The sequence below is a fragment of the Micrococcaceae bacterium Sec5.1 genome (genome assembly GCA_039636795.1).
Taxonomy (GTDB): domain Bacteria; phylum Actinomycetota; class Actinomycetes; order Actinomycetales; family Micrococcaceae; genus Arthrobacter.
On record CP143430.1, the window covers coordinates 4316277 to 4335694 of the forward strand.

The window sequence follows — 19418 nt, forward strand, 5'->3', positions numbered from 1 at the left end:
TCGCGCGCACAGGCATCATGTCGGAACCACCTGTGCTGATGATTCACGGGAAACGACGTAAGGCTCTGAGGGAATGATGAGGTCTTCAGGTTGTTCACCGTTGAGCTGGTCGCACAATGCATTGACAGCGGTCTTTCCGAGCTCCAGCAAAGGCATTGCGATAGTCGTCAGCGTCGGCTGAAGATAGTCAGCCAGCGGAAGATCGTCATAGGAGATCACTGAGATGTCCTGGGGCACGGATAGCCCGAGTTCGTGCAGTGCGTGGAGGGCGCCGATGGCTTGGTTCAGGGTGCTGGTGTAGACAGCGGTGACTTCAGGGTGATCTTTGACGAGCCTCTTCGTGGCGTCGTATCCGCCCTGTTCGCTAAACGCACCCCGTTCAATAGCGGGCTCTGGAAGCTTGGCAGCCTTGGCCGCCTTGATGAGTCCTGTGCGTCGGCTGTCGCCGGGGCTAAGGGCTTCAGGCCCCGAAACATGACCAATATGCCGATGTCCCAGCTCCCGCAAATGAGCGACGGCGCAGAGGCTGGCAGCTTCCAGATCCATGGTCACGTTCCGCCCGGAGCCCGCAACAGATCGGTTGACGAACAAATAGGGAATATCGGTCTTAGGCAACAGGCCCAGTAGCGGATGTCCCGGCCGTGCTGAGGCAATGAGCAGGCCGTCCACACGCCCCGACGCCACCAGATCGGCAAATTGCTCGTCAACGCCTTCATCTTCTGTGTCTTCGGCCAGAAGCATTGCGTAACCACGCGCGCGTGCCTGAAGGTAGGCGCCTCGAGTGATGCGCGAGTACACAGGGTTGGTCAGATCCGGGATAAGGAGTGCCAATGCGCGGGTGCGGGATCCTGCGAGTGCTCGAGCGCCCGCATGCGGCTGGTACCCAAGTTTCCTGGCCGCTTCCAAGACCTTCAACCGCGTCTCTTCACGCACAGAGAGTGTCGCGTCCTTGTTCAGCACCCTGGAGGCAACAGACTTCGTAACCCCCGACAGTTGGGCCACGTCGATCAGGCGTGATCGTCCGTTAGCCGGCAGTTCTGTATTCCGGTCTTGCACCCCGGTCCCTTCGTATGGGCGAGTGGGCCATTGTGACGCCGCTCATGCACATCCTTGACACTTCCATTTCCCTCATACTAACTTGAACCCATCAAGAAAACCGGTTTTCTAAAGCATTGTTGCCGCTCCGGGTTTCAGCAATCGTCTCCGAGTTCGAGGAAGAACCATGGCAAAAATCGAAAAAGTCCAAACCGACCTTTACAAAATCCCTTTGGCTCACGCGTTGACTGACAGTACTCATGGGGTGATGCTGGACTTTGAGCTGATCACGGTCCGGATAACAGACAGCGACGGCGCAACTGGCCTCGGCTATACCTACACGGTCAATGATGGTGGCGCGGCGGTTGCCGTAATGGTGGAACGTTATCTGACGCCGAAGCTGCTCGGCCAGGACGCCGACCACACAGAGAAGCTTTGGCAGGATTTGTGGTGGACCCTGCATTACGCAGGAAGGGGCGGTCACGCTACCTCGGCTATCTCCGCGATCGATATCGCCTTGTGGGACCTCAAAGGGCGCCGCCTGGGCCAACCACTCTGGCGGCTGTTTGGCGGATACGATCCGAAGGTCCCTGTTTATGCTGGGGGCATCGACCTGGAGCTCAGCCTCGATGACCTCCTTCGACAGGCCGATCGTTTTCAGGCCGAGGGTTTCCGGGCAATCAAGATGAAAGTCGGCCGGGCCAACCTCAATGAAGATCTGGAAAGGGTCGCCGCCATGCGGTCCCATCTTGGCGAGTCCTTCCCGCTCATGGTGGACGCCAACATGAAGTGGAGCGCGGATCAGGCCGTCCGGGCCGCACGCGCCATGGCGGAGTACAACTTGGTCTGGATCGAAGAACCCACCATCCCTGACGATCTGGTGGGCTATGCCCGGATCATGCGCGAGGGCGGACAACCCATTGCTGGCGGAGAGAACCTCCACACGCTCTACGAATTCGAGCAGGCCATCAGCGCCGGGGCAATTTCCTTCCCGGAGCCGGATGTCAGCAACTGTGGTGGCTACACCACTTTCCGTAAGATCTGCTCCTTGGCTGAGGCTCACAACCTGCCTGTAACTTCCCACGGTGTACACGACCTGACAGTCCAGGCTCTGGCCGCGGCACCGAACCGGAGTTACATGGAAGCCCACGGGTTTGGTCTGGACGCCTACTTGATCAACCCGATGCGCATTGAGGATGGCTTCGCCATCGCTCCCGAACGTCCCGGGCACGGCGTGGACTTGAACTTCGACGCACTCGAAGGAGTACGTGCGTGACCAAGGCAATCTCGTCTGGACCCAAGCCGCGCAGTGGGATGCGCTGGCGGGTTCTTGGTGCCAATGCCGCGGTACTGATGCTCAACTATGGTGATCGCGCCGCGTTGGGCGTAGCGGCCCCGTTGATCATCAATGAGTTCGGGCTCAGCACCGGAACCATGGGCATTATCCTGGGTGCTTTCGCCTTCACCTACGCCCCAGCATGTTTCGCCGGCGGTGCACTTGCGGATAAGTACGGCCCCCGAAAGACCATGGCTGTTGCCGTGGCCTGGTGGTCCCTCTGCACAGCCCTCACTGCCTTGTGCTTCAATTTCCTGACCTTCATCATCCAACGCCTTCTCTTCGGCGCCGGCGAAGGGCCCCAGGGTGCAGTTACGGCCCGCACCATGGCCAACTGGTTTCCTAAGCGCGAGTACGCAACTGCCATGGGCCTGACGTTCGCTGCCAACCCCCTCGGTGCAGCTCTGGGTATTCCTGTGGTCACCGGATTGCTGGTGCTTTCCAACAACAACTGGCGCATTCCGTTCATCGTTCTGGGCGCAATCGGCCTGGTGGTCGCAGCTTGGTGGTATTGGGTCATTCGTGACAAACCCTCCCTGCATCCCCGCGTCACTGAAGAGGAATTTGCGCTGATAACCACTGTCGACGCCCAAACCAAGAAACTGATCACAGAGAACGTCCCGCCGCTGAAGTTCTACTTGCGCCAGCCTGCCGTTATTGCCAACGCAGTCGCCTTCTTCGGTTTCAGCTGGCTGCTGTTCATGTTCTTGTCCTGGTACCCGCTCTTCCTGGTGCAAACACAGAACATCAGCCTCTCAAGCCTTGCCTGGGCCGGATCGCTCCCCTGGATTGCAGGATCCATCGGCACCGCACTCGGCGGTATTCTCTCCGATCGTCTCGCACGCCGCTCCAACGCACCGTTCCGAACCCGAAAGTGGATGACGGGATTCTTCCTGGCGCTCAGCGGTGGACTTTGCATCCCGTTGGCGGCGGTGAACTCCCTTGCCCTCGCGGTTGGACTCTTCTCCGTTGTCCTGTTGCTCCTCTACTTGGCCAACGTGCAGTTCTTTGCCATCGTCCGGGACTTCGTCCACCCCGCCAGGCTCGGGGGCGTCTCCGGGTTCGTGCACTTCTGCGCGAACCTCGCAGGCATCATTGCCCCCGTGGTCACTGGCTTCCTCATACAGGACCTGCACTCCTGGACTGCCGCCTTCGCCCTGGCCGCAGGCCTCGCCATCGTCGGAGCCATCGCCCTGATCCTTGTCAAACCCCCCGTCGCCGGTGCCGCCGATTCGGCCATCGCGACTGACGCAGCCGTCGAATACGAGGTCTAAGAAATGACAACCACAAAGATAGTTATTACCGATTGCGACCATGACTCCATAGACATCGAGCGGACGGTCGCCCGGGCCGCCGGCGTCGAGCTGGTCCTTGCCCAGTGCCACAGTGAGGACGAGGTTATCGCCGCCGCCGCTGGAGCCGACGCCATCGTCGTCCAGTACGCGCCCATCACCGCCAAGGTTCTGGACGGCCTGCCCGGGCTGAAAGCGATTGGCCGCTACGGCGTCGGGGTTGACACGCTCGACGTCGAAGCCGCCACCGCGCGCGGCGTTGCCATCTGCAACGTCCCCGACTACGGCACGGAAGACGTCAGCGACCACGCGATCGCACTGGCCGTCACCCTTGCCCGGGGGATCACTCACCTGGACCGCGGTGTACGACGCGGCGACTATTCCCTGCAGCCGGTACAACCATTGCACCGGATCAGCGAGCGCGTGTTCGGCGTGGTGGGGTTGGGCTTGATCGGTATCGCCACGGGCCGGAAGGCAAAGGGCCTGGGCTACCGCGTTGTTGGTTCGGATCCAAAATTGACGCCGGGATCTGTCACGGAAGACGGGATCAGCGTAGTCAGCTTCGAGGATCTCATTGCCTGCGCTGACGTGATCTCGCTACATGTACCCCTCAACGAGGACACGCACCACCTGATCAACGGTGAAGTCTTGGACAAGGTGAAGCCAGGGGCAGTGCTGGTCAATACGTGCCGCGGTGGAGTGGTTGATACAGACGCAGTGGCGGCGGCCCTCAAGGATGGGCGTCTGCAGGCCGCAGGTCTGGATGTCTTCGAAGTGGAGCCCCTTCCCAGGACCAGCCCCTTGCTGGAACTGGACAACGCGGTGCTCACTCCCCACGCAGCCTGGTACTCCGAGGAGTCCTATCAAGAGCTCAAGCGGCGCACGGTGGAGAACGTGGTGGAGGTCTGCGCGGGCCGTTTGCCTCGGAACATCCTCAACCCGGACGTATTGAAAAGGAGCGTGTCGGCATGAGCGTCGAGACAGCGGCAAGAACCACTTCACAGACGATGGGCGCTGCCGTCTGGACCGGCCCGGAGACCGTCGAGTACCGAACAGTCTCGCTCCCGGAGGTGCCGGAGGGCTGGGCTCTGATCCGGTCGGAACTCACCGGGATATGCGGCACGGACTTCTCCATCCTCCACGGCAGCCACCCCCGCGCCGAAGCACCTGTGGTGATGGGCCATGAAATCACCGGCATCGTGGAAACCGCCGCCCCGGGAGGTCCCGCAGCGGGCACCAGGGTCATCGTTGAACCCCTGATCCACTGCGGAGATTGCCATCCCTGCCGGCAGGGCGACACGCACGTGTGCCGCAGCCTCAAGCTTTACGGGATCGACGTCGCAGGATCGTTGGCACAATTCGTTGCCCTGCCAGCCGAGACCCTGATTCCCATCAGCTCAGCTGTTCCGGTCCAGGAAGCAGCGTTGGCCGAGCCGCTGGCCGTGGCAGTTCATGCCGTCTCGCGTTCGGGGCTGCGTGGCGGCGAGCGCGTGGTGGTCTTCGGGGCCGGGCCCATCGGCATCCTCACAGCTCTTGTTGCCCGGCATGAAGGTGCCAGCAGCGTGCTGATTTCCGAGCCCTCCGCAGCTCGCCGCAAGGTAGCCGAGGAGCTTGGCTTCGACACCGTCCCTTCCGGTGCGGACCCCATCGAGGCCATCCTGGCAGCAACTGGCGGGGATGGTGCGGACATCGTTTTCGATTCGGCTGCCCACCCCTCGGTTGCAGCACTCCTGCCGAAGGCTGTCCGTGTTCTGGGCACCATCGTCCTGGTTGGCGTCTACAAGAAGCCTGTTGAGGTGGATCTGCAGGCCCTCACCTTCGCGGAAAACACAGTGGTGGGCGTCCGCGTCTACACCCGGGCCGACGTCGAACGCGCCGTCACGCTCATCGAGGGCGGCGACCTCGGGCTGGGGCGCATTCCCGTGGAGGTCTTCCCGCTCGAAGAAACCCCGGCCGCGTTCAGCAAGGCCATGACCGCTGGAGCCGTTCTCAAAGTATTCGTGGGCCCAGCTACGGCTGCTGGCCCCGGCAAGGAAGAAGCATGACTGACATCGCACCGGCGCTGCGCGCGCCTTTTGACCTGACAGGCTCGACGGCGGCCATCACCGGAGCGTCCCGCGGTATCGGCTTGGGCATTGCCTTGGGCCTGATCCGGGCGGGCGCGAACGTTGTTGCGTTGCAGCGTGGACCGCTCGCCCCTGAACTGGCCCATGCCGCCGCGGAGGCCGGTGTCACTGCCGAGAGTCTGCACATCGATCTGTCCAGTCAGGATTCCGTTGCGCGGGCCATCGAATCCACGTTGGCAAAACACAGGATCGACATCCTTGTGAACAATGCCGGCACGCAGATCCGCCATGACTCCGTAGAGTTCCCGCTGGAGGACTTTGACGCGGTGATGAACATCAACACCCGGGCAGTGTTCCAGCTTTGCCAGGGTTTCGGTAAGGCCATGGTTGAGCGCGGACACGGCAAAATCATCAACCTGGCATCCCTCCTGACCTTCCAGGGCGGATTGCGGGTTCCGGCATACGCAGCTTCCAAGGGAGCCGTGGCCCAACTGACCAAGGCCCTCTGCAATGAGTGGGCTCCGCAAGGAGTCAACGTAAACGCCGTCGCACCTGGCTACATCGCCACGGATATGAACCAGGCGTTGCTGGCCGATACGGTGCGGAACGAGCAGATATCCAGCCGGATCCCCGCCGCCCGCTGGGGTTCAGGCGATGACCTTGCTGGCGCCGTGGTGTTCCTGGCCTCCCCGGCCGCGGACTACGTGCACGGCGTGGTTCTCCCGGTCGACGGCGGGTGGCTGGCCCGATGAGCGACGTCCAAAGGCCAGCCCCTTCCGCCATCCTCAAGGCAAACCCCGTAGTAGCAGTCATGCGGGCTCAGCACGCCCGCGAGTACGCCCCAGTGATTGATGCACTTGTGCGCGGCGGCGTCCGATCCCTCGAGCTGACCCTCAGCACGCAAGGAGTGTTCGAGGAACTGCCTCTGCTCAAGGAACGGTTCGGAACCGATGCTGAAATCGGCGTCGGCACCATCACCTCCCTTGGCCAAGCGCAGCAAGCCCTCGACGGCGGAGCGGACTATCTGGTCACACCGGTAATGGTTACCGCAGTGGTGAGTGCCGCCGTCGAGCGTGGGATTCCGGTGTTCCCGGGCGGCCTGACCCCCACCGAACTGCTGGCGGGCTGGGAAGCGGGCGCCACGGCGGTGAAGCTCTTCCCGGCCTCGGCTGTTGGCGCCGGGTACATCGGCCAGCTCCGGGGACCGTTCCCGGACATGCGGATTGTTCCTTCCGGAGGCATCGGCATCGACGAGGCACCAACGTGGATTGCAGCCGGTGCCCTTGCCGTCAGCCTCGGTGGCCCACTTCTGCGCGATGCCTTCTCCGGCGGAAGCCTGGCGGACCTGACTGCACGGGCCGAAAAGCTCAGCCGCCTTGTGGCCGACGCAGTGGATGCGAGGACGACCAAATGACTGGCTACACGGATGTGGTGACCATGGGCGAAACCATGGCACTGATGAAAGCCGCAGCGCCGGGTCCCTTGGCCCACGCCGGTTCTCTGGGGCTGGGCATCGGCGGGGCCGAAACCAACTTCGCCATCGCCCTGAAACGACTAGGCACAAGCGTCACCTGGCTCGGCCGGGTGGGGCAGGACAGTCTGGGCGACCTCGTCCTCCGCGAGGTGGCCGCCGAGGGCATCACCACCTTGGGTATCCGTGACGTGAAGGCACCCACAGGCCTCATGATCAAGGAACGCCGGACCCCGGAACACCTCAGGGTTTGGTACTACCGTTCAGCCAGCGCCGGCTCACGTCTCTCTCCAGAGGATGTGCCGGTGGGCGCCATCCAGAATGCGAAGCTCCTGCACCTGACCGGAATTACCCCCGCCCTGTCTGAGTCGGCAGCCGACGCCGCCCAGCTAGCGGTGACGGTAGCACGCGAGGCCGGGGTAATTATCTCGTTCGACCTGAACTACAGGGCTGCGCTGTGGTCCCCGGACCAAGCCGGGCCAGCCTTCCGGAAATTCATTGAACAAGCCGACGTAGTCTTTGCAGGCGACGACGAAGCCGCGATCGCGGTGGGGCCCTCCAGCGACTCAATGCAGCTTGCACACAGGATCGCAGAGCTCGGCCCGGCCCAGGTGGTCATCAAAAACGGCCCCCTCGGTTGCGTCGCTGTCATCGACGGCACTGAGTACCGCCAGGAAGCAGTGCGCATCAACGCCGTGGACACCGTCGGCGCGGGTGACGCATTCGTGGCCGGTTACATCTCCGATCTCCTCACCGGCGCCTCCGTAGAAGACCGGCTCCGGACTGCGGTGCAGACAGGTGCCTTCGCCTGCTTGGTGCCCGGCGACTGGGAAGGCATGCCACGGCGCAACGAATTGGCCCTCCTTGATGCTTCGGAACCCGTAACCCGCTAAGTCGTACGCCGATCAGGGGCATGTGGATTTTCGGCATGCTCTGGCTGGCCTCCAGTAACACAACGGCAATACATAATCTCTTTGGCTGGAACTCTTGACAATCAGCCCGGCAATTGGGAACGTAGTCCATACCACCTAAGAAAACCGGTTTTCTACAGGCAATCACCAGCATTCCTTGTTTCACCATCGCAAGTAGCCCGGTCATTTTTGTAGTCGCCGAGCGAACGATCAATGAGCGCAGAAGCTCACGATTGTTCAGTGATCGGCCGACGGGTAAACGCACGTAAAACCCACGTAAAGGATTCTCCGAATGAAATCGAATACATTTTTGCCCGCAGCCATCGTTATTGGGTCTTTTGCACTCTTGGGTGTCACCAGTTGCGCGGCCCCACTGAGCGCAGGTCCCTCAAATTCCTCGGGCGAAGGTGCCTCGCAGGTGGTTGAGCGTGAATCTGCCGAGAAGTGCACCAACGCCTCACCTTCCAAGAAGGCCGCGAAGGACATGACGATCGGATTTGCGCAGTCTGAGAACGAACAGAACCCCTTCCGTGCCGTGGAGACCGCATCGGTTAAGGCAGCTGTTGAAAAGAGTGGAGCCAAGTACGTCTACACCAATGCAGGTGGCGATCAGGCCAAGCAGCTCACGGACGTGCAGTCCATGATCAACCAGGGAGTCGACGCCCTCATCGTCGCACCCATCGGTGCTACAGGACTGCAGGGTGCCTTCGCAGATGCCCGCGCAAAGGGAATCCCGGTTGTTACCATCGACCGCAAAACCTCAGGAACGGCATGCACCGATTACTTGTCCTTCATGGGTTCCGATTTCTACCAACAGGGCGTTCGCGCAGCAAAGGCTGTGGTGGAAGCAACGGGCGGATCAGGATCCATAGCCGAGGTGCAGGGCGCCCCGGGCAGTGACGTTGCGGTCGAGCGAACGAAGGGGTTCCAGGACGAGATCGCTAAGAACCCGGGCTTGAAAATCGTCGCTCAGCAGACTGGAAACTGGGAAACAAGCAAAGCCCAGGAAGTTGTTGGCCAAATGATTTCTGCCAACCCCGACGTGAAGGCTGTTTACACCCACGCAGATGTCATGGCCGAAGGCGCGATCACCGCACTCCGAAACTTCGGAAAGGTGCCCGGCCAGGACGTCAAGATTGTGTCCATCGATGGGCTGAAGTCTGTTGTGGGAGGCGTCGCCACGGGTGAGGTTCAGGCTGTCGTGGAGACCAACCCCCGGTTCGGCCCCGCTGCAGTAAAGGCGATTCTTGACTGGACGGCCGGCACGGACGTCTCCCAGGAAGTCATCATGAAGGACGCCCTTTACACCAAGGACAATGCCCAGGCAGCAGTCGATTCCGGTGCCGCGTACTAGCCCTCCCGAACCCCTCACCTATATCGCGAGGTAAGAAATGTCTGACCTAAACAAGCCGCTGGCTCTTCAGGCAAAGGCTATTACGAAGTCCTTCAACGGCGTCCCAGCCCTTAAAGGCGTCTCACTTAATCTCTATGCCGGTGAGGTCCACGGCCTCAATGGGGAAAACGGTGCCGGCAAGTCCACCCTGATCAAGATCATCACGGGCTTTTACCAGTCCGATGGCGGAGAGCTGCTGCTGGAAGGTGCCCCGATAACTTTTGCCAGACCGCTGGATGCTCAGCGTTCCGGCATCAGCACGGTGTACCAGGAGATCAATCTGATTCCCGAGCGCACTGTGGCTGAGAACATTCTGCTCGGCAGGGAACCTCGCCGTGCTGGCATCCTGGATAAGAAGGCCGCAGTTCACCAAGTACAGGCCATCCTGGCAAGGTATGGCCTGGACATAGACCCACGTGCCAAGGTTTCCTCCCTGGGACTGGGTATGCAGCAAATGGTGGCGATTGTTCGCTCTGTTGCGTTTGAAGCCAAAGTCGTGATCCTCGATGAGCCAACGTCCGCTCTCAACGGAAAAGAAATCGAGACGCTCTTTGGTGTCATTCGGCAACTGCGCTCCGAGGGAGCTGCTGTGGTGTTTGTTAGCCACCGCATGTCCGAGCTCTACGAATTATGCGATCGCTTCACGGTATTGCGTGATGGAGAGTTCGTCATGGAGAGCACTCCGGACAAGCTTCCGCGGGTGGAACTCGTCAAGGCAATGCTCGGTGGCGTAGACCTCGGCGAAGCCGACATGGACCGCGGGGCCGCCCAGCAACGGATCGAACGCCTCGCAAGAGAGGATGTCGGCCTTTCCGTCAGGAACCTTAGCTGGTCCACTCGAGTCCGCAACGTCTCCTTTGACGTCAAGAAAGGTGAAATCGTTGGTTTGCTGGGCCTTCTGGGATCCGGAAGAACTGAAACGTGCAAGGCCCTGTTTGGCGCTGTAAAGGCAGAATCCGGCGAAGTCCACGTGGATGGAGTGGCACTTACTCGTGCTACGCCATCGCGTGCCCTGCGAGCTGGCCTCGCATACCTCTCTGAAGACCGCCGAACTGAAGGCATCTTTGCCGGACTCAGCATCAAGGAGAACCTCACCGCGGCAACGCTGGACAGCCTGGCAAAGTTCGGGTTCGTGAGTCTCAAAGCGCAGAACAAAGTGGTTAAGCACTACAGCGCCGAACTCAAGATCAAGGCATCCAACTCCGAACAGTCCATCAGCGAACTCTCTGGCGGTAACCAGCAAAAGGTCCTCCTCGCCCGATGGCTGTCGCGTGAACCCAAGGCAATCCTTCTGGACGATCCCACGAGAGGCATCGATGTTGGTGCCAAAGCCGAAGTCCATCGCGTTGTGAGGACGTTGGCGGACAAGGGAATTTCGGTAGTCATGACATCCAGCGAAACAGAGGAACTGCTCGCCATCTGTGACCGGCTGATCGTTTTGAGCGAAGGGCGGGCCATGGGCGAGGTCTATTCCTATGAAGTGGACTACCAGGATGTCATGAGGCTGCTTTCGGGCCAGACCGACAATACCCCTCAGAAAGTAGGAGAGACACGATGAGCACGGAAGTTCAAATCCGCCGTGCCCGTCCCGGGGAACCCCTCGGTGATCGTGGGCGGAATATCCTCGGTTGGGCCAGCAAGAATGCTGTTTACGTCGCCTTGGTTGCGCTGTTCATTTTCAACTTAATAGCCACCCGAGGATTTGCCAGCACATTCACCCTGCAGAATCTTCTCTTCTCCGCCGCCCCGCTGATTCTGATTGCAGTGGGACAGACACTGGCCATCGGAACCGGTGGCATCGACCTCTCTGTAGGTTCGGTCATGGCTTTCTCATCGGCAACCATTGCCCTCTATTTGGGTTATGGAGAATCTGCAACCCTGCTGATTGCCCTCGCGGCTGCGGCAGCCATTGGATTCGTCAACGGCTCACTCATCGCATTCGCCCGTATCAACCCACTGATCACGGGGCTCGGTCTGCTGGTTGCCGTCCGGGGTTTGGCCCAGGCCGTATCCGGCGGTTCCCGATCACCCATCCCATCCGGTGGATTGTTCACCTGGATCGGTAACGCATCATTCCTGGGAATACCGGTGGTTGCGCTCTTTGCATTCGCTGCCACTGCGGCTTTTATCGTCCTCGTTCGTCGGACAACTTTCGGTCGCTATGCGCTTTTCGCAGGCTCGAACCGTTCAGCGGCGTTCCTCGCCGGCACGCCTAGGAATTCCACTCTCATTGGGGTCTACGTCATCAGCGCTACCCTCGCTGGAATCGCAGGTGTCATGGTTTCTGCCAGGATCGGCGCCTCAGACCCCAGCTTCATCGGCATCAACTTCGAGCTGACAGCCATCGCAGCTGTCGTGATCGGTGGAACACCCCTTGCCGGCGGACGGATGTCCATCCTTGGAGCTGCCTCAGCGGCCGTGTTTCTGCAGCTCATTGACACGACGTTTGTCATGCAGGGCATAAATCCGGCGTTTTCCCAGGTTCTGAAGGCCGTTCTCATCGTCGTGGCCCTCTACATGCAACGATCAAGAAAGGACGCACGATGAGCTCTGCTGTCTCCGTGGCCTCCGGCCGCCCGCCGCTCCTCGGCCAGAGAAGCTTGCTTGAGTTGGCCCAGACCTACGGGGTCATAGGGGTTCTCGTAATCCTGGGCGTCACCGCTTCCCTGTCCTTTCCATCATTCGCTGGCCCAAGCAACATCTCATCCATCATTACGGCTGCCTGTTTCCTGGGCTTGATCACCATCGGACAGAGTCTGGTTGTCATCTCCGGAGGCATTGATCTCTCTGTCGGTTCCATGGTGGGTCTGGGAACAGTGGCGGCAGCCCTGGCCTCACCCTATGGCTGGTTCTGGGCGCTATTGGCTCCCGTGGTCACCGGCACGCTGATGGGTTTTGCCAATGGTTTGCTCATCGGCAAGGCGAAAATGGCGCCCTTCATAGTCACTCTGTGTGGGCTGCTCGGCCTCAAGGGGATCGCACTCGTCCTGGCACCAACCAGCATCGTCATCAAAAACAGCGATTTCAGTGCCATCGGAAACGGATCCTTCCTAGGCATAAGCAACCTCATCTGGATTCTCGTCATCGCTTTTGTGATTGCCGGGCTGGTGCTCAACCGCACACCGTTCGGGTCCAACATCTTCGCTGTGGGCGGTAACGAGGACGCCGCACGGATGATGGGAACCGACGTCACAAGGACCAAGGTTGCCGTGTACACCATCAGTGGAGCCCTCTCAGGGCTCGCCGGCGCATTGCTCGCTTCAAGGCTCTCTTCCGGCGTATCAACGCTCGGCACTCAGTACGAACTCAAATCAATCGCTGCGGCTGTCATCGGAGGGGTGCTGCTCACCGGCGGTGTCGGCACCATGCTCGGAGCCCTCTGCGGAGTGCTGCTCATCGGAGTTATCCAAAACATCATCACCCAGATCGGAACACTCAACGCCTACTACCAGGACCTCGTCACCGGCCTGTTCCTGGTCCTTGCGGTCGTGATCCAGGGCGTCATGTCCAACCGCCGCAGTCCCTAGAAATACCTGTATTCAAACTCCCAAAACATCGAAATCACGGCAAGAAAGGCAACAAAATTATGGCAACGCTGGAAAACAAAGTCTCCCTCATTACCGGAGCGGCTTCGGGCATGGGCAGGGCAATGGCGCTGGGCTTCGCAAAAGAGGGTTCGCACGTCGTTATCGCTGACCTGAACCTTGAGGGCGCCAACGCCGTCGTCGAAGAAATCAAGCAAGCGGGCGGTTCTGCCTCAGCAGCGTCGCTGAACGTCGCCGATCCGGAGCAGTCCAAGGCCCTCGTTCAGGAGATCGTCTCCGAGCACGGCGCCTTGGACATCCTGGTCAACAACGCCGGCATCGGATTGATCAAGTCGGTGGAAGACACGTCGCCCCAGGAATGGGACCGGATCTTCAACGTGAATGTAAAGGGCCTCTTCTTCCTCACGCAGGCTGCTTGCGAACCCATGCGCAATCAGGGAAGCGGCAAAATCATCAACATGGCCTCCATTGCCGGGCGCCGAGGCGAAGCCTTGGTGGCGGCATACTGCGCGTCGAAGGCAACCGTCATTTCAATTACCCAGTCCGTAGCGTTGGCAATGGCCCCGCACGGGGTGAACGTCAACGCCTTGGCTCCTGGAATCGTAGACACCCCTTACTGGAAGGAAGTCGATAAGCAGTTTGGCGACATCACCGGCAAGGCTGAAGGCAAGACCTTCAAGGACGCCGCAGCAGGCATCCCCCTCGGACGGACGTCCGTCCCGGAAGACATCGTTCCTATGGCCCTCTTCCTCGCCGGACCCGGTTCGAACTACATCACGGCCCAGACGTACAACGTCGAAGGCGGCATTGTCATGAGCTAGCGCTCACTGCCCAAAAAACAATGTCAGCAGTTAGGAACATCAGATGAACGCATCGCTTTTCGCGCAGAATTCCCTTCTCGGGTCCTCGCCCGCCATGCTTGTGGGCGGCCAATGGATCAGAACAATCTCGACCCGCCCCGTTGACAACCCCGCAACAGGCCAAGTCTTTGCGGCAGTCCCGGATGGGCAGCTCGATCACGTTGAGCGGTCCCTCACCAAGGCAAAGGAAGCCCAAAAGGAGTGGGGCCGGCGTTCGCTCGCCGATCGAGCCCTGGTCCTGGAGGAAGTCGTTCGCCAGGTAGACGCCCACACCGAAGAATTGGCGCAAATTGTTGTCGCCGAGCAGGGCAAGACCATTACGGAAGCCCGCGGCGAGATCGGTGGGGTCAAAGCATTCTTTGACTACGCCATCAGCCAGAAATACCGGAATGTGGGTGAGCTCGCCGCATCCGCCCATGGAGAGCAGCTCTCCATCAGGGAGGAGCCGGTAGGTATTGTCGCGGCGATCATCCCATGGAACTTCCCTGCGGCCATCTTCGCCAGAAAGGTGGCGCCGGCCTTGATGGCAGGCAACGCGATCGTGGTCAAACCAAGCGATCTGACCCCGCTGTCCTCGCTCGCCATGGCTAAGATCTGTGAGCTGGCTGGGGTCCCGGAGGGACTCGTCAGCGTCATAACCGGGCTTGGCCGCATCCTGGGTGCTGCTCTTGTGGAGCATCCGTTGGTCAACATGGTCACGGTGACGGGATCAACGCGAGCGGGCCAGGAGATCTTGGCCAAGGCAGCCAAGAAGGTCATTCCGGTTTCGCTGGAACTTGGTGGAAAGGCGCCAGTGATCGTCTTTGATGACGCGAACCTGGACCTTGCTGTGCAAAAGGCCTTCGAAGCCAGGTTCTGGAATTGCGGACAAGTTTGCACCTGCAACGAACGGACGTATGTCCAACGAGGCGTCTACGAGGAGTTCGTTGCGCGCTTCGTGGCCAAGGTAAAAGGTCTCAAAGTGGGCGACCCTCTGGATGAAACTTCTGAGATGGGTCCCAAAGTCTCGCGTGCCGAGCGTGACAAAATCATCGAGTTCGTGGACGCGGCCGTCGCCGCCGGAGCAAGAATCGAGACGGGCGGCGGTGCACCTGAAGGACTGGAGAACAGCACGGGATATTGGTTTGCTCCCACAGTGCTGACCAACGTCACCAACGACATGGACATCGTCCAGCAAGAGGTTTTCGGCCCCGTTCTGCCAATCGTGCCGTTCGACACCTATGAAGAGGTGATCGAATGGGCAAATTCCACTGTCTACGGGTTGACTGCCTACGTGTTCACGGAAAGCATCCGTACGGCTATGTCGGCGACCGATGACTTGGAATTTGGTGAGGTCTACCTGAACAAGATTGGCCCCGAGCAAGTCCAAGGATTCCACACAGGGTGGAAACTTTCCGGTCTCGGCGGTGATGACGGTCAGCACGGCTTCGAACGTTACAGCCGAAGGAAAACCGTCTACTTGGATTACAGCGCAACCGACTAGAGCTGGTGCTGAAAACGCCGACGCGCCCACCCCTCCGCCCAACCCGGCGGCAGCTCCGCCGTCGTACGCTTTTCCGACACGACAGAGGCGGAGCCACCCTTTTAGGTGGCCCCGCCTCTGGTGCGTTGGGATTATCCAGTCCTGCGCCCGCGTTTCGGGTTACCTGTTGCGTTGGTATGCAGGGCGGGTCCCTCCGCGTGCCGACCTACAGGTGCCGGCAGTCATGTGAAGAGTTGCGGTTTAGAGGATGCCGGTCGGAACCAGGAGGGCCCAAGCCATGGCGGGCGCCACCAGCACGACTCCACCGGCGTAGATCATCAGCTGCTTGTAGACGCGTTGACGGTCTGATTCCTGGGCGTTGGCGACGATCAGTGCGCCGTCGGTGGAGAAGGGCGAAACGTCCACCACGGTTGCTGCGATTGCAAGGGCTGCGACCGTTCCTGATGCACTCAACGTGCTGGAGGCCAGCAGCGGCCCGGCGAGCGGGATGAACGCGGTGAGCAGGGCGGTGGACGAGGCAAATGCTGAGCCGACGCCGATGACGTAGCAGAGAACCAAAGCGATCAGCAGCGGTGCGCCGAGAGCCAAAGCCATCTCTGCAAGGGTGTCGATAACGCCCACATGCTGCAGCAGGGAGACATAGGTGATCATGCCGGCCACCAGGAGGACGGTGGACCAGGAAACGCCACCGATGAAAGTCCGGTGTTCCTTGATGTTGACCAGCGCCAGCAGCAGGCCGGCGGAAAGAGCAACAAAGCCAATCGGCATCCGGAAGCCCAGCGTGCAGACGAGCATTACACCGATCAGCACGAGCGTCAGGATCTGCTGGCCGTGAGGCCGCGTGGTGCGGGGAGTTTCGAGGTCCACGTTGGGGACCCCCGTGCCGTCCTTCAGCTTGCCAAAGACCGCGAACAAAGCCAGGGAGAGCGCCGAGAGAAGCAGGTTGATGGCGAAGCTCGCCGCGAAGAGTCCGCCCTGGGAAATGGGGAAGCCGTTATCGTGGGCGATGTTGTGGACCAGGACGCCGGCAACCGACAGTGGCGAGAACCCACCGGCGTGTGCGCCATTGATGACGAAGGCACCCATGAGGACGGGGTGGATGCGCGATTCGTAAGCGAACCCCATGGCGGCAGGCGCCAGAAGAGCGACGGCGGCGGGCGAGAATGTGCCCAGCGAGGTCAGCGCCGCGGCAATAAGGAAGAAGACCCACGGCAGCAGCATCGTCTTGCCCCTGACGAGGCGCACACAGTTCTGCACGATGATGTCGATGGTTCCATTGCGGTTTGCCATGCTGAAGAAGTACGTCACACCGATGATCGTCAGCACGATGCTGGCCGGGAAGTCCTCCAGGATCTCCTTATCGGACATTCCCAGCATGAAATACCCGACGCCGAACGAGGCTACCAGCCCCATCACACCGATGTTCAGGGGCCACTTGGTAGCGACAACGAACATGAGGACGAGGATGACCAGCGGAATGATCTGCGTAGCGGTCAGGGTCTGCTCCGTTCCCGAGGTGGCCGCCGGGTTGAAAATGGCGCCTCCGAACATCAGAGCGGCCAGACCCAGGACAGCAATCACGGCTGCTGTTATGAGCAGGATACGGCGACTGCGGGTGGGACGTTTGGAACCAGCCTCCTGGATATCATCCACTGATGTGGAGGCGGTTTGGTAATCGGTCTTAGTCATGATCTTTACTCCTCGTTGAGTGGGCTGATGTCACTGAGCGGCTGATGCGAAGGAAGGCTCGACGGCGTTGCCGAGGAGTTCCGGCAGATGCAGGGTGGTGGTGGCGATGGTGCGTGCCGTACGGTCCACCCCGACCAACAGGGACCCGTCGCGTTCTTCGCTCCAGGTCTCGATCACACCCGCAGGAGTACGAAGCCGCAGGATGGATCGCGGTTCACTGCCCGTGATGCTGTTGAGGACAGTTCCTGGGGTACTCGCTGCAAGCGTCAGGGCGATGCTTCCGGTAATTGCCAGGGCGGGGTGGGGCTTGCCCATGGAGAGCATCATGACGTTGACGTCGGCAGTGTCATCTGTGCCGGGGGCTCCGACTATTGCGAGCTTGGGAATAGCGCGGGCAGCGTCCTTGACCGTTGGGGCCAGACCCATCCGGACGGCAGCCTGCCGCCGAATCTGGTCCAGGGTGTCCAACTGGAGCTTCACTCCCGCCTGCCAACTTTCGAAGCGGGCTGCGTCCAGGCCCAGCTCCTCAGCCTTGACGATCACAACGGGAGCTCCGGCGTCGACCATTGAAACTGTCCAGCGCGTCCCGCCGGCACTTATCGTGTCCGTTGGCTCACCGGTGGGCAGCAACTTCCCGGTCGTCTTTCCGGCGGGATCCTTGAAGCCGAGGCCCACCCGATAGCCGGGAAATACGACGCCGGGCATCTCGGCATCCGGGACGATCGGCAAAGCGCCCGCTGGGGTGGCAACGCGCTGGATGATGATCTGGCCGGTGTTGGTGTTGCGCGTGACGATCCGGGTGTTGTCGCCGCTGGGTGTGACCCAACCCTTCTCGATCGCGTACAGTCCAACAACCGCCGAGCAGTTTCCGCAGTTACTCCCCCAGTCCACGGCCGCTTCCTCGATGCCGACCTGAGCGAAAGTGAACTCGACGTCGACATCCGGGTCGGCAGGACGGCGCAGAATCATGGCCTTGCTGGTGGTGGAGGTAGATCCCCCGACGCCGTCGATCTGGCGGTGGTCCGGGCTGCCGAAAAGCCGGGGCAGCAAAGAGTCCAGGTCCTTGTGGGTTTCGTCCAGGTGTTCACCTTCGAAGACCCAGCACTTGCTGGTGCCTCCACGCATCCATTCCGCTTCAATCTTCATGGCAGTCCGTCCATCTCCTCGTGCCGCGCTGGGTTTCAGGGGCCTATTAGAAGAATGATCCGGATCACAAATGAAGACAATGTTGGATATTTGATGGGGTATGTAGAGGTGCTTCATTCACTGTGGCGTGAACGTTTTGAAGCTGCTTGTTTGCTGGCTATTGGCTCTTTGCCGGGCTGTGGCTAGTTGAAACCGCGCAGGATTGCATAGAATGAACCAAAACCAGAGGACAGTTAACTGATGCTTAATGATCATGGCCAGGAATTATTCGACATTCGGCGGTTGGCTCTGCTGGTTGAGGTGGTGGAGCAGGGATCCATCACTGCCGCGGCCGATCTGATGCTGTACACGCCATCGGCGGTTTCCCAACAATTACGGAAGCTGGAACAGGAAGTAGGGCAGCCGCTTCTTACACGCCGCTCGCGTGGTGTGGTGCCGACAGAAGCCGGTCAAGTGCTCGCCGGGCACGCCCGCAAAATGGTGGGACAGATGCGCGCCGCCCGGAACGACCTCGACCAAATCGCCGGCCTCCGCCGCGGCTCCCTCACCGTGGGCACGTTTCCCACGCTCGCCGGATCCTTCTTACCGCTCGTGATCCGGGCCTTCAAGAAGCGATACCCGGCCATCAGCCTGTCCGTCCGCAGTGCGCGTTTTGAGGAACTGGTCTCGGACCTCGAATCCGGAGAGACCGGCCTATGCCTGCTCTGGGACTACCCTTGGAATCGCTTCCATGACGACGCCATCCGGACAACCGAAGTGTTCCAGGAAAGCACGGTCATCCTTGTGGCCAAAGGACACCAGCTCGCCGACCTCGATGAAGTCAAGATGGAGGATCTGAAGAAGGAGTCCTGGATCGTCCGTGCGGATGCCCATCCTGTGGTGGAAGTCCTCCGGCGTTCGGCCAACGAAGCCGGCTTCGAGCCGACCATCGGATTCCTGGCCAACGACTACCAGGAAGCGCAGGCCATGGTGAGCGTCGGAATGGGCGTCGCCATGGTGCCCAAAACCGCCGTCGCACTCCAGCACCCCGACGTCCGGGTGCTGAGCCTCGGCGCCGCTGCCCCACTGCGCCGGGTGCTCCTGGCCCAACGCCAGGACAAGGTCTACGCCCCGGCCGAGGTCGCGTTCCACACCACGCTGTTGGAAATCGCCCGGGAGCATGTTGGGGATTACCTCTAGGGCTGTTGGGCT

General features: G+C 60.6%; 17 protein-coding genes. 14 read left to right on the top strand and 3 right to left on the bottom strand.

The features are described from left to right. Positions 1-15 precede the first annotated feature (15 nt). Positions 16-1056 carry a LacI family DNA-binding transcriptional regulator gene (locus VUN82_19630; protein ID XAS71274.1) on the bottom strand — a complete coding sequence of 347 codons (1041 nt, stop codon included), beginning with the start codon at positions 1054-1056 and terminating at the stop codon, positions 16-18. Positions 1057-1222: 166 nt separating this feature from the next. Between VUN82_19630 and VUN82_19635 the strand changes: the two genes are divergently transcribed. The 13 genes from VUN82_19635 to VUN82_19695 all read left to right on the top strand — a co-directional run bounded on the left by VUN82_19635 (position 1223) and on the right by VUN82_19695 (position 15392). Continuing rightward, positions 1223-2311: a mandelate racemase/muconate lactonizing enzyme family protein gene (locus VUN82_19635; protein XAS71275.1), complete on the top strand. Its 1089-nt coding sequence runs from the start codon at positions 1223-1225 to the stop codon at positions 2309-2311. Continuing rightward, on the top strand, positions 2308-3645 hold the full coding sequence (locus tag VUN82_19640; protein ID XAS71276.1) for an MFS transporter: 1338 nt from the start codon (positions 2308-2310) through the stop codon (positions 3643-3645). The genes VUN82_19635 and VUN82_19640 overlap by 4 nt, the downstream gene beginning before the upstream one ends. Positions 3646-3648: 3 nt before the next feature. Continuing rightward, on the top strand, positions 3649-4635 hold the full coding sequence (locus VUN82_19645) for a C-terminal binding protein (protein XAS71277.1): 987 nt from the start codon (positions 3649-3651) through the stop codon (positions 4633-4635). Next, positions 4632-5708 (top strand): alcohol dehydrogenase catalytic domain-containing protein, encoded by a 1077-nt coding sequence (locus VUN82_19650; GenBank protein XAS71278.1) that lies wholly within the window; start codon positions 4632-4634, stop codon positions 5706-5708. Before VUN82_19645 ends, VUN82_19650 begins: the two co-directional genes overlap by 4 nt. Then, positions 5705-6481, top strand: coding sequence for an SDR family oxidoreductase (locus VUN82_19655; protein XAS71279.1), 777 nt, complete (start codon positions 5705-5707; stop codon positions 6479-6481). The genes VUN82_19650 and VUN82_19655 overlap by 4 nt, the downstream gene beginning before the upstream one ends. Next, on the top strand, positions 6478-7143 hold the full coding sequence (locus VUN82_19660; GenBank protein XAS71280.1) for a bifunctional 4-hydroxy-2-oxoglutarate aldolase/2-dehydro-3-deoxy-phosphogluconate aldolase: 666 nt from the start codon (positions 6478-6480) through the stop codon (positions 7141-7143). Before VUN82_19655 ends, VUN82_19660 begins: the two co-directional genes overlap by 4 nt. Next, positions 7140-8093, top strand: a complete 954-nt coding sequence (locus tag VUN82_19665) for a sugar kinase (GenBank protein XAS71281.1) — start codon at positions 7140-7142, stop codon at positions 8091-8093. The genes VUN82_19660 and VUN82_19665 overlap by 4 nt, the downstream gene beginning before the upstream one ends. Positions 8094-8403: 310 nt before the next feature. Then, entirely contained in the window at positions 8404-9465 is a 1062-nt protein-coding gene (locus VUN82_19670; protein ID XAS71282.1) for an ABC transporter substrate-binding protein, read from the top strand. A gap of 37 nt (positions 9466-9502) precedes the next feature. Then, positions 9503-11062: a sugar ABC transporter ATP-binding protein gene (locus tag VUN82_19675; protein XAS71283.1), complete on the top strand. Its 1560-nt coding sequence runs from the start codon at positions 9503-9505 to the stop codon at positions 11060-11062. Further along, a complete protein-coding gene (locus VUN82_19680) occupies positions 11059-12051 on the top strand; it encodes an ABC transporter permease (protein ID XAS71284.1) in 993 nt (330 codons plus the stop codon). The genes VUN82_19675 and VUN82_19680 overlap by 4 nt, the downstream gene beginning before the upstream one ends. After that, positions 12048-13031 (top strand): ABC transporter permease, encoded by a 984-nt coding sequence (locus VUN82_19685; protein ID XAS71285.1) that lies wholly within the window; start codon positions 12048-12050, stop codon positions 13029-13031. The genes VUN82_19680 and VUN82_19685 overlap by 4 nt, the downstream gene beginning before the upstream one ends. Positions 13032-13090: 59 nt before the next feature. Then, a complete protein-coding gene (locus tag VUN82_19690) occupies positions 13091-13870 on the top strand; it encodes a glucose 1-dehydrogenase (GenBank protein ID XAS71286.1) in 780 nt (259 codons plus the stop codon). 43 nt (positions 13871-13913) lie between these two features. Further along, positions 13914-15392 carry an aldehyde dehydrogenase family protein gene (locus tag VUN82_19695; GenBank protein ID XAS71287.1) on the top strand — a complete coding sequence of 493 codons (1479 nt, stop codon included), beginning with the start codon at positions 13914-13916 and terminating at the stop codon, positions 15390-15392. Between the two features lie 240 nt (positions 15393-15632). Here VUN82_19695 and VUN82_19700 read toward each other — a convergent pair whose 3' ends face one another. Beyond that, positions 15633-17081, bottom strand: a complete 1449-nt coding sequence (locus VUN82_19700; GenBank protein XAS71288.1) for an SLC13 family permease — start codon at positions 17079-17081, stop codon at positions 15633-15635. A gap of 30 nt (positions 17082-17111) precedes the next feature. Continuing rightward, complete coding sequence (locus tag VUN82_19705; protein XAS71289.1) at positions 17112-18227, bottom strand: PrpF domain-containing protein; 1116 nt, start codon at positions 18225-18227, stop codon at positions 17112-17114. Between the two features lie 240 nt (positions 18228-18467). Between VUN82_19705 and VUN82_19710 the strand changes: the two genes are divergently transcribed. Then, entirely contained in the window at positions 18468-19406 is a 939-nt protein-coding gene (locus tag VUN82_19710) for a LysR substrate-binding domain-containing protein (GenBank protein ID XAS71290.1), read from the top strand. Positions 19407-19418: the final 12 nt, after the last annotated feature.